The sequence below is a fragment of the Woronichinia naegeliana WA131 genome, from assembly GCA_025370055.1.
GTDB classification, from domain to species: domain Bacteria; phylum Cyanobacteriota; class Cyanobacteriia; order Cyanobacteriales; family Microcystaceae; genus Woronichinia; species Woronichinia naegeliana.
The window spans coordinates 4660269-4673324 of sequence record CP073041.1 but is presented as its reverse complement, the minus strand read 5'-3'; the positions used below and the strand labels follow the sequence as shown (position 1 = coordinate 4673324).

The window sequence follows — 13056 nt, the reverse complement described above, 5'->3', positions numbered from 1 at the left end:
TTGTCTTTTCTTGAACACTGTACTCTATGCGATCGCCTTCCTTAATTGCTGTTGCTGGGCCGTCCGGTGGCGGTAAAACCACTTGGATTGTTGAACAACTCAAGCATTCAACCCATCCAACTTTTTATTTTTCCCCAGGACTGGGGCCGATCACGGTTGATTTGGCCCGCATTAACTACACCTGTCCCACGGTGCAGGTCATTGTTGGAGACCCAGGGAAATCGTGGTTGACAAATTTACCTCTGAATGCGTTGGTTTACTGTGAACTGGGTGTACAGATTGATCTAAATTCAGCCCTGTTTGACCCTTGGCCCTGTCGTCATTTGGCAGTCTTGCCCCCCTGCTTAACGGATTCGGAATGGCATAGTTGGGCCGACGAAATTATCCCTGGCAATGATCTTTTTCTAGAAAATGCCGAGTCTTTGCCCAATTTGTGGCGATCGCCGTTGACAGGAATTGTCTTTGATCCCCCTAGTCTAGACATGATTCTCGCGGAACTAACTGGGGGAGCCTACGGAGAATTGCAACGGTTAAAGGGAATTTTTGAAATGCCAGACGGTCGAGCTTTTTACATTGATTTTGTCCAGGGACTGACGGGGATTGAATACACCGAATTACCCCTTGAGCCTTGGTTAGAGGGCCGTCCCCAGCGTTTCAGCGGCATTGAACTGGCTGGTTGGAACCTCAATCAAAAATTGATTGCCGATACCCTCATGGAAGGTTGCCTATCCAATGAAATCCTGACCCATTACCAACAACAGTACAAAAATTTGAATCCCCTAGAGGAGGCGATCGCTGGATGAAACTTGCTGTTATTTCCTGCATTCATGGTAATCTTGAAGCTCTTAATGCCGTTTTATCGGACATTGATCAGCACAAAGCAGATCAAATTTATTGCTTGGGGGATTTAGTGGGCTATGGCCCCCACCCCAACGCTGTGGTAGAAATGATTCGCTCCCTCGATATTCCCACCTGCCAAGGGTGTTGGGACGAAGATATTGTAGAGGGTCTGAATGCCTGCGAATGTAGTTATCCTTCTATACTGGCAGAAAACCGAGGTCGAGCGGCCCACGAATGGACTAATGCGGCTATTCACCCTGAAGTAAGGGAATACCTGTCCACCTTGCCCCTAACAATACGGGAAAGCAACCTTTGTTTTGTTCACGGTAGCCCCAACAGTCAGCACGAATATCTACTGCCCAGCATGGATGGTTTTGCCGCCTTAGAAAGGGTTTTATCCACCGAAGCCGATGTTTTATTTTGTGGTCATACCCACGTCCCCTATGTGCGAGATTTGAAGGGAGGAACGATTTCTGTGCGGGTGGCACAAGGAGGAGAGGGTAAAACAGATCGACAATTCACCATGCCCCTGAAACGGATTATCAACGCAGGATCGGTGGGGGAACCTCGCCACGGCCGCCCCAATGCCACCTATGTTTTATACGATACGGAGACAACCCAGGTGACCTTACGGGAAGTCCCCTACGACTATCAACGCACCTGCGCCGCCATTATCGAAAAAGGTTTACCACCTATTTTTGCTTGGCGATTGGCCCAGGGATTGGAATTTGCGGAACGGGCCGATGATCCTAGCCACGTCTGTCAGCGTTAGCAAATACTTATAGTTAAAAATAGAAGCTTTACGGAGAATTTTAAAGAAAAAATAATGATTAATAGTTATTGGGCTATTTGTAGTGGCATTGAAGGCAATTTGGCGGCCTATGAAGCGGTGTTAGCCTCCATTAAACAGCAGAGTGATACTATTAGCGATTTGTATATTCTGGGGGATTTTCTCGGTCTGCAAGGCAATAATCGGGCCATCATTGAGCGCATCCAGTCTCCCAAAGTTGGCGAATTAACCCCCCAAATTTGTCTGGGTTGGTGGGAAGAACAATGTTTGAATCTGCATGGCTTGCGGGGTTCCCTAGATGCACCAGAATTGGTCGCTAAGGTAGGTACTGATGGGGCTAAATTGCTCTGGGAAAGTATCGACTGGGAATTAGTACAATGGTTGAGAACGCTCCATTTTGGTTTCCATGAGTTGGATTGCCTACTCATCCACGGTAGTACGGTCAGCTATGCCGATGAACTGACCCTGGATACCCCCGCCATTCAACTTTGCGATCGCCTAATACGGGCTGATGCCAATAACCTCTTCTGTGGACGATCAGGGTTAGTTTTTGAATGTTGGGTGGAGCCGAAACAATTACAGTCCCAAATCACTACCCTGGATGGCCCCCAAACTCTCCAGGAGCAAGGAAAATCCCCCCGACGTATTGTGGGAGTGGGTAACGTGGGACGGACAAAGGGTCAGGGCAATTATGTTTTGTACAATCCCGCCACAGATACGGTTCAGTTCAAGACAGTTTTCTATTGACCAAGAAAATCGATAGGATCAAGACAAAGTTTATTCGCTCTGCTGATCTCGTTCCCTTGGACAGTTTTTAAAGTGATCGCCAGTTCAGGTTAAAGCAGGCACAATACAGCGACTAGCCATTCTTCCCCCCGACAAATTACGAGCGGCTGGCCCCACCCTTAAGGCGGTTAATCCTCCCATTAAAAATAAATCACTTTTTCCCCACCGTAAATCCTTTTCGAGAACGGGTAAGCCATTGACCAGAGGAAGGGGAAAGACTTTATTCATGGTAGATAATAGGGGTTCTGTCTCGGCATTTAAACGAGTGCCAGTCGCTAACCAAATGCGATCAAATTCTTGGGTTGTACCATTATCACACTGCACCTGCCAGTAAAATTCTTGCCATTGAGCCTGTACCACCCGACAACATTCTTGAAAGCTTAATTGTTGACAATGATTGGCCCGTCGTAATTGAGTCATCACGGCCATCGTCAGAGAGCCACCATCCCGCGCTGCCTGGATCATTTCCCAGCGATCGCCCCAATGGGGTTCATCCCAAAACGCCTTAAGATATTTTGGGCCTAACCAGCCTGGATCAGAATCAAACAATTTTTCTCGGAACTGACGGCGATGGGTTAATACGACTTTTGCTCCCCGCGCTAAAGCTCCTAATGCCAGATGTCCACTGGTCAAACCACCGCCCACAATCAATATTCGCTCGTTTTTAAGGTGTAAAGTCCGTAAATCAATCTGATTAGCATGAAGAAGACGGTCTTTCGGAAAATTAGCAGGAATTTCTTTTACCCACTCAGGAAGATTAGGCTGATGACTCCCAGCGGCCAAAACAACACGCCGAGCCAACAGCGATCGCCCATCTTTTAAACCCAGCAGAAAGCGTTTGCGGGAATGATGAACAATCGGCTCTAACTCCTCCACTGCCAAGGGGACAAGGCGATCTTGAAGTTGCCAACGTTTGACCACATCCTGACAGAATTCCTTGAATAAAGTCGTTCCTGGTAGCGAGTAGGGAGGATATAACTCCTGGGGACGCAATTCAGCAAAACGACGCAAGGCATAGGCATCAGGATCGGGATGATGTACGGCGGGCGATCGCAAATGGGGAATTTCTAAAGCGGCAAACTGATGATGCCAACGACTCATCCAGACACCACTGGCATCAAAAACCAAAATTTTTCGATGGAGGGATTTTTTCTTTTGGAGTAAGTGAGTGACTAGCGTTAGAGCTTGGGGCCCAGCACCAATAACCGCCAAATCAATGGCTTCTGGCAGATTTAAAGGGAAATCAGACATAGTTAAAAGAGGACAAAACAAGGTTCAACAAAATGATTAAAAGTGGCGATTCGTTGTAAGATAATTGGAATGATAATCATTCTCATTTTATTCCATCATAAATTATCCGAGCTTAAATATGTCGGCCCTCAAAACTTCCCGTTATCTTCGTCGCTGTTCTTTGTTGCTTGTCTCCTTAACTGCTATCGGTCTAGGAGGATGTGGAACGGGTTCTCCCATTATTTCTGCTTCTCCTAGCGAAGAAACCCAACGCTTAAAAGTGATTACAACGTTTATTCCCGTTACCAACTTTACGAAGGCTGTGGCGGGCGATCGCGCTGAAGTGACCCAACTATTGCCTACCAATGTCGGGCCCCACGATTATCAGGCAAAACCAGAAGATGTTCAAAAGCTCGCCAGGGGAAATGTCTTAGTCAAAAATGGTCTGGGTATGGAAGAATTTTTAGGAGATTTACTTAAAAATGCGGGGAATGCTAATCTGAAACTGATTGATTCTAGTAAGGATATTCAACCCATCGCCAATGAAGAAAAGCATGATCATGACCATGAAAAAACTTCGGAAGCAGGACATAATCATGGAGCCTTTAACCCCCATATTTATTTAGACCCCAAACGAGCCATCAAACAGGTAGAAAATATTCGAGATGGACTAATTGCGGCTGATCCAGAAGGTAAAACAACCTATAACACCAATGCCACCGCTTATATCGAAAAACTCAAACAACTAGATGGTGAAATTGCTCAAAAACTGCAACCCTTTGCGGGAAAAACCTTTGTCACCTACCATGACTTCGCCCCTTATTTTGCCCAAAGCTATAATCTCAAGGCAGAATTTTTGGTGGATGTTCCTGAAGAAAATGCTTCTCCAGAGGATGTTAAACGGGTTATTAATGCGGCCAAGCAATCTAACCTTAAAACTCTGCTTACTGAATCCCAGGCTGTAGGTAGTCCTTTTGCGGCTTTGGCGAAGGATTTAAAGGTAAAAGTTAGCACTTTCGATCCGTTAGAAACCAGTAATGGGGAAGCATTAAGGCCTGATTATTACCTAACTACCATGCGTCAGAATCTTCAAAATCTAGAATCCGCTTTTTCGGGTCAAACCCAGCAGTCGTTGTTGCCAATCATTTCTCCAAGAACATTATTGATGATACAGCCCCAATCTTTGCGGCTTAGTTTTTAGGGGGTATGGCTTGTCAAAAATCATCTTAGGGGTTGAAGGCTTAACGGTTTATCGTGAAAATCGGGCGGCAGTGCAGGATGTCTCTTTTTGTTTGGAAGCGGGGACGGATATGGCAATTATTGGCCCCAATGGTGCGGGAAAAAGTACACTGATTCAGGCAATTCTAGGGATTTTACCCCGAAAAACGGGCAGTATTAATATTTTAGGTCATGCTTTGAACCAGAAAGGCTATTTCCCTGCTCCTGTACGGGACGCGATCGCATTTTTAACGCCAGCTACATTAACAATAAGATCAAGATTTTTTTATAAAAGACAAGGGAGAAAATAAAAATTTGCTCCCCTGATTATAGCAGGACAATCTCACTCTCGGTATGCCCAAGAGTTACACTCTAAGACTAATTGGCCTTAAAGACTTGATCAAAAATACCTCCATCACTAAAGAATTTTTTCTGAGCCGTTTCCCATCCCCCAAAAGTGCTAATTGTAAAGAGTTTAGGAATGGTTGGATAGGTTTTGGCAAACTGTTTTGCTACAGTGGGATTAACGGGACGGAAACCTGTTTTAGCAAATTCTGTTTGGGCTTCAGGGGTGAAAAGATACTTCACAAAAGCAGTCGCAACTTCACGAGTACCATGTTTATCCACATTTTTATCCACCACCGCAACAGGCGCATCAATGGAAATATTAACCGGCGGCAAAATATAGGGAAGGTTTTCACCCTTTTGCTTTCCTAACAACACTTCATTTTCATAGTTTAAAAGTACGTCGCCTTGACCCTGTTTATAAAAAACATCGGTGGATTCACGGGCATCTTTGGGTAAAACGGGAACGTTATTGTAAACCTTGGTGGTAAATTCCCTTGCTTTCGCTTCACTTCCCCCTGTTTGCGTGACCGATCCCCATAAACCGAGAAAATTCCAGCGAGCAACTCCAGAGGTTTTGGGATTAGCGGTAATCGTTTTTATCTCAGGACGGGCTAAATCACGCCAATCTTTAACTTTTTTGGGATTGCCAGGACGGGTAACTAAAGCAACAACAGATTTAGTGACAATGCCATTATTGGGAACTTCTTTTTGCCAGCCAGCATTGATTAATCCACCTTTCTGAATTTTATCGACATCAGAGGCTAAAGCTAACTGAACAACATCGGCTTCTAAACCATCTAGAACGGCACGAGTTTGAGAACCTGACCCCCCATAACTTTGCTTAAATGTCACGGTTTGATTTTTCTCTTTCTGCCATTTCGCTACAAATTTGGGAATAATTTTGTCGTAGGCGGCACGAGTAACCGCGTAAGACACCAAAGTGATTTGTACGTCCTTCGCTTTTTGTTGACTCAGAGCAGGATAGGACATTAATCCACCGATGCCCAGACCCACAATTAAAGTGCCTGCCACGATCGCTGTTGGGGATTGGAGTCGTTGGGTCAGGGACGGAAAGGAAGGTAATAACGTTGGTTGGGTTGCTGTCTTAGCCTGGTTCCACATGGGTTGTTAAATGTGCTCTCTCTGTAAACTACAGTAATTATATCGGAGTGTTGTCTTTTTGGCAAGTAAAAAATATTTTTACTGGATTAACTTGTCAAGAAAGCGAGCAAGAGTAGGGGGTTTTGCTTAAAAAGTGCCATCGCAATGAAAGGAAAAAAGGATTAATGTTTAGAAAAAAAGATACATCTGTTACAAATTCAGTCCCTTTTTCTTGCCTTTTCCAATGTCCTATGGGATAGTGAACAAACTAAAATCCTATCGACTTGGTGTATTTTGTCTATGGCGATCGCAAATTGGAATCAATCTCGACCAGCAGTTTCTCTTTACCCTTTGCAACCGCAAGGACTTCAGCGTCTTTGGTGGCAGGCTTATGCCTATACAACCGTTTCGGGAATATTGCTTTTAACCCTCGTGGGATTAGGCAGTTTGTTTTTATATGAACAAGTCCTCAAATGGGCCAGGGTTTGTCGTCAGAACTCAACCTATCCGGTTCGGGCTAGTCTGGAGCGTCGCAAATCCCTCGGCTAAATCCCATTCATCCAAAGGAACTTCTTCCCGATCAGGCGTTTGAAATAGCGATGTACTCAGATAACGTTCCCCAAAACTCGGTTGAATAACGACAATCAGTTTGTCTGTATTTTCAGGTCTTTTTCCCACTTCGATGGCAGCAGCCAGGGCGGCTCCGGTAGAAATCCCCGATAACAGTCCTTCTAGACGAGCAAGATGGCGACTATATTTAATGGCCACTTCATCGCTAATTTGAATTATTTCGTCAATTAGATCTAGGCGCAAAACTGGGGGAATAAAACCGGCCCCAATTCCCTGAATTTTATGGGGGCCAGGAGAACCACCCGAAAGAACGGAACTAGTGCTCGGTTCAACGGCGATCGCCTGAAAACTGGATTTACGGGGTTTAAGGGCTTCGGCAATGCCGGTGATGGTTCCCCCCGTGCCAACACCCGCCACAACTATGTCCACTTGACCGTCCGTATCTTCCCAAATTTCCGCCGCCGTAGTTTCTCGATGGATCTTCGGATTAGCAGAGTTATAAAACTGTTGCAGCATAAAAGCGTTAGGGGTTGCGGCCACAATTTCTTCTGCTCGCGCGATCGCTCCTCGCATTCCCTGAACACCAGGGGTTAATTCCACCCGCGCCCCAAAAGCTTTGAGCATGGCCCGTCGTTCTACACTCATGGTATCGGGCATGGTGAGAATCAGTTTGTAACCCTTGGCGGCGGCTACCATTGCCAGGGCAATCCCCGTATTACCAGAAGTTGGCTCAACAAGAATCGTTTTATCTGGTTCAATGAGGCCCTCTGATTCAGCCACTTCAACCATACTGATGCTAATGCGATCCTTTACCGAAGCCGTTGGATTCATTCCTTCTAACTTGACGACGATTTGGGCTACCACACCTTCTAAAGCGGGAATGGTATTGAGTTGGATCAAGGGAGTTCGTCCCACCAGTTGGGTAATATTTTCGGCAATACGCATCTTGAAAAGTCCTAGATCTAAGCAGTACAGTATGAGGCAATATGAGGCGATCGCCTTGACTTATGGGGGATTAAGCAGGCGATTGGCCCAGACCTTGAATGGCCTGTTGGGCTTTTTCTAAGGCTTGATTAACGGGTGCGACCTTTAGTTGATAAAAGCTGTTGTAATCAGGGTTCTACAGGGAACCCATATTGATCAAGTTTTGCCCAAAATTGACTCCATCGTTCCTTGGTCAATACCAAAGCTCGTAGGCTCAAAATAATTCCTGCTCCTTTTTCCTTCCATCGCATCCCTGAACAACATAATCGTTGTTTGACCAACGTCTTACAAGCTGCTTCCGTAACACCTGAACCAATCGGATACTTTTTCTCTAAGTATTCAGCATAATCCATTTGATGCTGATGATTCTCGTAATAAGTAATCGCCGCTTGTAGTTTCTCGGTAAGATTCTTAGAATGACTTTTTTCTTCTTTGACTTCTTTCATCAGATTTAGCAGTTCTCCTGCTTTTCCTTTTTCATGCTTGAGTTCTCGACAATTTTCAGTCAACCATTCTTTTTGTTTTGACACGGTATTCGGATGCAACGCTTCTGCCAAGGCACCTAAGTAACCAGAGGCATGATAGAAATCTAATATCTGTTCTTCCGTTTGCTTTTCTAAAAACTTCCAATTTGATTCTGCCCCGTCTGCTATCCCGACCAATGTTGCCTCTGGATAACGGTTTTTCGCTCGCTCAATTTCTCTTTCTAATCTTTCTAGAGGGTGTGACCTTTAGTTGATGAAGGAAAAGAAAAGTGTTAACATGAGATGAAAAGTGACAAAGAGGAAACAATGATGACAGCAAGGTACTGGTATCGTGTGATCAAAGCTAGAAAAAGTTATGGTGTAAGAGTTTGAGAAAATAGAAAATAACTTACGACTGGACATATTCCCGTTTTTGTTATACTATTATTATTGTCATTATATTAAAGAAAGGGAAAACAGAAAGCAATGTCAACATTGAATAAAAGCTCAATTGACCTCCTAAGTGATATTGGCTTACCCCAAGAGAAAGAGGAAGCCTTATTTCAGAAAAACTGCCCTCATTGCTATAGTGAAAACGTAAAAATACATTCTCATTATCAAACGAAAGGTAATGGGGAACGTAAAATGTTCATTTGTCAAGAATGTAGTTCTTGTTTTGCTGAGACTTATGGTAGCGTAATCGCTGGCTTAGAAACCCCATTAAGTGAAATTGTAAAAGTATTAAAAGCCAGAATGGAAGGAATAGGATTAAATGCAGCAGCCCGAGTATTCGGCTACGCGAAAACAACAATATTGAATTGGGAAAAGAAATTATCAGGATTACAAGAGACATTATTTTTATACGCCTTAGTGAATGAATTTGTTAAATTAGTAATAGAAGGGGATGAACTATACACAAAAGTTGGAAAAAATAAAGAAGCAAGTGCCTCTGAGGGGTGGACAATCGTGCTCATGGACAGGGCTAGCCGCTTTATTTGGCATTTAAAATGTGGTCGAAAAGAGCAGAAATTATTTCTAGAAGCAATGATGACGGTAACGGAATTATTTGAAAGGAGTGCAGAATCTCTCCAGTTATTTACAGATGGAGAAAAGCGATATAGTCAACTGCTATTTAATATTTGTCACGAAGTATTAAGGATTGGAAAGCGAGGTCGTCCCACCAAAGTATTACCGAAGGGTCTTGTAGTAAGACTAAAAAATAAGAGTAGTAAACGTCGAGATTCTGAGGGTAAACTAAAGAAAGTAGAAACTCCGAAACCAGAACATCCAGAGACAACAGAAAAACCAGAAGAAAAGGACGTCCATGCCAACCACGTTGAGGCATTTAATAGTGCTATCCGACGCTATTTAGCCGCCTTTCGTCGTCGTACAAATACTTATGCTAAATCTGTTGTGGGATTACAGCGAGTCCTAGATATTTTCAGGATGGTTCATAACTTTGTTCGCAGCCATTTTACGACTAGAGAAGTTCCTGCTGTAGCTCTCGGTATAATTGAAAAAGGGTTAACTTGGGAGGACTTACTCCAAATTCGCCTGATTTCTTGAACCTCTCGTATTGCAACGTTTGTAGCTTCTAGCTAGACGATACCAGTGCCCAGGCAAAGAGGTGAAAAATGATTTATTAGAAAATCATGGTAGAAAAGTAGCGCTATCCTATATCCAAAGATTGAGTGAAGCAGTAGGAAGTGTGGTACAGGCAAAAGAAGAAGCGTGGAGTTATGCCCCGCCCAAGGAGGATAGCCAAATTGCAACAGTGGGAATAGGATTAGATGGGGTGTGACCTTTAGTTGATGAAGGAAAAGAAAAGTGTTAACATGGGATGAAAAGTGACAAAGAGGAAACAATGATGACAGCAAAACTAATTAATGTAGAGGGTTCAAAGATAAAAATAGAACTAACATTAGAACTCAGTCGTTCAATGTTGGATACAGAAATAAATATTCAAAAAGGCTTAAACGAAGTAGGTTGCATCGCCAGCAAAGAAGCCTTGAAATATTTAGATACAGATGGTTCACCCTTAAAAATCGGTGAAGAAATCTGGAAGAGTAAGGGAGAGCAACCGAAAGAATATCAAACACCTTATGGTGAGGTTATAGTGAATCGTCATGTATATCAGCGTTCACCTTTGAGGAAAAACGTATTGCCCCTTAGAAAGAGAAGCAAGGATAATCATAACATCAACGCCATTATTGGCAAAACAGGTATCCTCAAAAATGTCAGGGATGGCAGGCAAAGAGGTGAAAAATGATTTATTAGAAAATCATGGTAGAAAAGTAGCGCTATCCTATATCCAAAGATTGAGTGAAGCAGTAGGAAGTGTGGTACAGGCAAAAGAAGAAGCGTGGAGTTATGCCCCGCCCAAGGAGGATAGCCAAATTGCAACAGTGGGAATAGGATTAGATGGAACCTGTATGCTGATGTGTGAGGATGGCTACCGTGAAGCAATGGTGGGAACCGTTTCCCTATACGATAGTGAAGGCGAACGTCAACATACAATCTATCTAGGTGCGGCACCAGAGTATGGAAAAAAGAGTTTTCTAGAAAGATTAGAAAGAGAAATTGAGCGAGCGAAAAACCGTTATCCAGAGGCAACATTGGTCGGGATAGCAGACGGGGCAGAATCAAATTGGAAGTTTTTAGAAAAGCAAACGGAAGAACAGATATTAGATTTCTATCATGCCTCTGGTTACTTAGGTGCCTTGGCAGAAGCGTTGCATCCGAATACCGTGTCAAAACAAAAAGAATGGTTGACTGAAAATTGTCGAGAACTCAAGCATGAAAAAGGAAAAGCAGGAGAACTGCTAAATCTGATGAAAGAAGTCAAAGAAGAAAAAAGTCATTCTAAGAATCTTACCGAGAAACTACAAGCGGCGATTACTTATTACGAGAATCATCAGCATCAAATGGATTATGCTGAATACATAGAGAAAAAGTATCCGATTGGTTCAGGTGTTACGGAAGCAGCTTGTAAGACGTTGGTCAAACAACGATTATGTTGTTCAGGGATGCGATGGAAGGAAAAAGGAGCAGGAATTATTTTGAGCCTACGAGCTTTGGTATTGACCAAGGAACGATGGAGTCAATTTTGGGCAAAACTTGATCAATATGGGTTCCCTGTAGAACCCTGATTACAACAGCTTTTATCAACTAAAGGTCGCACCCTTTCTAGAAAACTCTTTTTTCCATACTCTGGTGCCGCACCTAGATAGATTGTAGGTTGACGTTCGCCTTCACTATCGTATAGGGAAACGGTTCCCACCATTGCTTCACGGTAGCCATCCTCACACATCAGCATACAGGTTCCATCTAATCCTATTCCCACTGTTGCAATTTGGCTATCCTCCTTGGGCGGGGCATAACTCCACGCTTCTTCTTTTGCCTGTACCACACTTCCTACTGCTTCACTCAATCTTTGGATATAGGATAGCGCTACTTTTCTACCATGATTTTCTAATAAATCATTTTTCACCTCTTTGCCTGCCATCCCTGACATTTTTGAGGATACCTGTTTTGCCAATAATGGCGTTGATGTTATGATTATCCTTGCTTCTCTTTCTAAGGGGCAATACGTTTTTCCTCAAAGGTGAACGCTGATATACATGACGATTCACTATAACCTCACCATAAGGTGTTTGATATTCTTTCGGTTGCTCTCCCTTACTCTTCCAGATTTCTTCACCGATTTTTAAGGGTGAACCATCTGTATCTAAATATTTCAAGGCTTCTTTGCTGGCGATGCAACCTACTTCGTTTAAGCCTTTTTGAATATTTATTTCTGTATCCAACATTGAACGACTTAGTTCTAATGTTAGTTCTATTTTTATCTTTGAACCCTCTACATTAATTAGTTTTGCTGTCATCATTGTTTCCTCTTTGTCACTTTTCATCCCATGTTAACACTTTTCTTTTCCTTCATCAACTAAAGGTCACACCCTGATTAACTGCCTCGATCTGGTTATTGATTTGAGTACGGAAGGCCTCTGTGGTATTTTTCTTGGCTTTTTCGGTGCTATCGGCCAGAGTATTAATCGTCTGAACAGCAGCATCTAAAGATTGTTGAAGATTTTGTGCCTGGATTTGTAGCTGACTTTGCAGTTCATTGGGAGCATCACCCACAGTCGCGGCCAGTTTTTTGTTCGCCTTTTGCAATTTTTCTACCAGGTCATCAATTTTATCGGCAGCATTCTCCAGATCATCCTGTTTATTTTCTAGAGACTTTTTAATTTGTTTCTGCACAACGACATCGGTAGTTGTAGCGGCTTCTTCCAGTTGGCTGGCCAGGTCAGCGATCGCCGTTTTGGTTTTGGTAAGAGCTTTATCGAAAGTAAGCTGAGTTTTTGTCACCCATTTGGATTTGGGAAGAGGGCTAGGGGCTAAAGATTCTGGCGCAGTAGTAGTGGGTTCACTGATATTTGCTGTTGTTGTCGAAGTAACAGGTTGGTTAGGGGACTCATTAATAGTGAGGGCTTGAGCAGGGAAATTAATGATCAGCAAACTAACAACCAATAACACTCCCGCCAAAATTTGGCCCAGCATTTTTGGGTTCAGTCGATTACTCCAGACAGGTATCTGCTTCATGGTTAATATCCTTATAATAGAACTGGACTGCATTCTACTTGAATTTTAATTCATTTGCAAATTATTCAAAAATTAAATTAAATTAAATTACTATTGGTTTTCACGGAAAGGTGTGTTATGGTGAGC

At 43.3% G+C, this 13056-nt stretch carries 15 protein-coding genes and 1 pseudogene; 9 read left to right on the top strand and 7 right to left on the bottom strand.

Annotated features, from left to right (window positions below; genetic code table 11):
• Window positions 1–26: 26 nt before the first annotated feature.
• From KA717_23385 to KA717_23375, 3 genes are read left to right on the top strand one after another with little or no spacing between them, the layout of a single operon-like run.
• On the top strand, window positions 27–803 hold the full coding sequence (locus KA717_23385; GenBank protein ID UXE58930.1) for a GTP-binding protein: 777 nt from the start codon (window positions 27–29) through the stop codon (window positions 801–803).
• A complete protein-coding gene (locus KA717_23380; protein UXE58929.1) occupies window positions 800–1612 on the top strand; it encodes a metallophosphatase family protein in 813 nt (270 codons plus the stop codon). Before KA717_23385 ends, KA717_23380 begins: the two co-directional genes overlap by 4 nt.
• A 54-nt stretch (window positions 1613–1666) precedes the next feature.
• Window positions 1667–2377 carry a metallophosphatase gene (locus tag KA717_23375; GenBank protein UXE58928.1) on the top strand — a complete coding sequence of 237 codons (711 nt, stop codon included), beginning with the start codon at window positions 1667–1669 and terminating at the stop codon, window positions 2375–2377.
• Window positions 2378–2461: 84 nt separating this feature from the next.
• Here the strand turns inward: KA717_23375 and KA717_23370 are convergent, their stop codons facing one another.
• The gene (locus KA717_23370) at window positions 2462–3667 is read right to left on the bottom strand and encodes a lysine N(6)-hydroxylase/L-ornithine N(5)-oxygenase family protein (GenBank protein UXE58927.1); all 1206 of its coding nucleotides are present in this window, start codon (window positions 3665–3667) and stop codon (window positions 2462–2464) included.
• A 118-nt stretch (window positions 3668–3785) separates the two neighbouring features.
• Here KA717_23370 and KA717_23365 point away from each other — a divergent pair, with 118 nt between their 5' ends.
• Complete coding sequence (locus KA717_23365; GenBank protein ID UXE58926.1) at window positions 3786–4847, top strand: zinc ABC transporter substrate-binding protein; 1062 nt, start codon at window positions 3786–3788, stop codon at window positions 4845–4847.
• A 10-nt stretch (window positions 4848–4857) separates the two neighbouring features.
• Entirely contained in the window at window positions 4858–5175 is a 318-nt protein-coding gene (locus KA717_23360; protein UXE58925.1) for an ATP-binding cassette domain-containing protein, read from the top strand.
• A 67-nt stretch (window positions 5176–5242) separates the two neighbouring features.
• Here the strand turns inward: KA717_23360 and KA717_23355 are convergent, their stop codons facing one another.
• Entirely contained in the window at window positions 5243–6202 is a 960-nt protein-coding gene (locus KA717_23355) for a sulfate ABC transporter substrate-binding protein (GenBank protein UXE64759.1), read from the bottom strand.
• Between the two features lie 405 nt (window positions 6203–6607).
• On the opposite strand from KA717_23355, the gene KA717_23350 reads away from it, so the two are divergent.
• Window positions 6608–6862 carry a hypothetical protein gene (locus tag KA717_23350; GenBank protein ID UXE58924.1) on the top strand — a complete coding sequence of 85 codons (255 nt, stop codon included), beginning with the start codon at window positions 6608–6610 and terminating at the stop codon, window positions 6860–6862.
• Here KA717_23350 and cysK read toward each other — a convergent pair.
• Window positions 6812–7828 (bottom strand): cysteine synthase A, encoded by a 1017-nt coding sequence (gene cysK / locus KA717_23345; protein UXE58923.1) that lies wholly within the window; start codon window positions 7826–7828, stop codon window positions 6812–6814. The two genes, KA717_23350 and cysK, sit on opposite strands and share 51 nt — an antisense overlap.
• Window positions 7829–7995: 167 nt before the next feature.
• Complete coding sequence (locus tag KA717_23340) at window positions 7996–8529, bottom strand: hypothetical protein (GenBank protein ID UXE58922.1); 534 nt, start codon at window positions 8527–8529, stop codon at window positions 7996–7998.
• Window positions 8530–8817: 288 nt separating this feature from the next.
• On the opposite strand from KA717_23340, the gene KA717_23335 reads away from it, so the two are divergent.
• The 3 genes and pseudogenes from KA717_23335 (at window position 8818) to KA717_23325 (ending at window position 11480) form a co-directional block, all read left to right on the top strand.
• The gene (locus KA717_23335) at window positions 8818–9897 is read left to right on the top strand and encodes an IS1 family transposase (GenBank protein UXE58921.1); all 1080 of its coding nucleotides are present in this window, start codon (window positions 8818–8820) and stop codon (window positions 9895–9897) included.
• A 61-nt stretch (window positions 9898–9958) separates the two neighbouring features.
• Window positions 9959–10132: a hypothetical protein gene (locus KA717_23330; protein ID UXE58920.1), complete on the top strand. Its 174-nt coding sequence runs from the start codon at window positions 9959–9961 to the stop codon at window positions 10130–10132.
• A gap of 66 nt (window positions 10133–10198) precedes the next feature.
• A pseudogene (locus KA717_23325) lies at window positions 10199–11480 on the top strand (ISKra4 family transposase).
• On the opposite strand, the gene KA717_23320 reads toward KA717_23325, so the two are convergent.
• From KA717_23320 to KA717_23310, 3 genes are read right to left on the bottom strand one after another with little or no spacing between them, the layout of a single operon-like run.
• Entirely contained in the window at window positions 11453–11845 is a 393-nt protein-coding gene (locus KA717_23320; protein ID UXE58919.1) for a hypothetical protein, read from the bottom strand. The pseudogene KA717_23325 and the gene KA717_23320 sit on opposite strands and share 28 nt — an antisense overlap.
• Window positions 11811–12239 (bottom strand): hypothetical protein, encoded by a 429-nt coding sequence (locus KA717_23315; GenBank protein UXE58918.1) that lies wholly within the window; start codon window positions 12237–12239, stop codon window positions 11811–11813. Before KA717_23315 ends, KA717_23320 begins: the two co-directional genes overlap by 35 nt.
• 28 nt (window positions 12240–12267) lie before the next feature.
• A complete protein-coding gene (locus KA717_23310; protein UXE58917.1) occupies window positions 12268–12963 on the bottom strand; it encodes a hypothetical protein in 696 nt (231 codons plus the stop codon).
• Window positions 12964–13056: the final 93 nt, after the last annotated feature.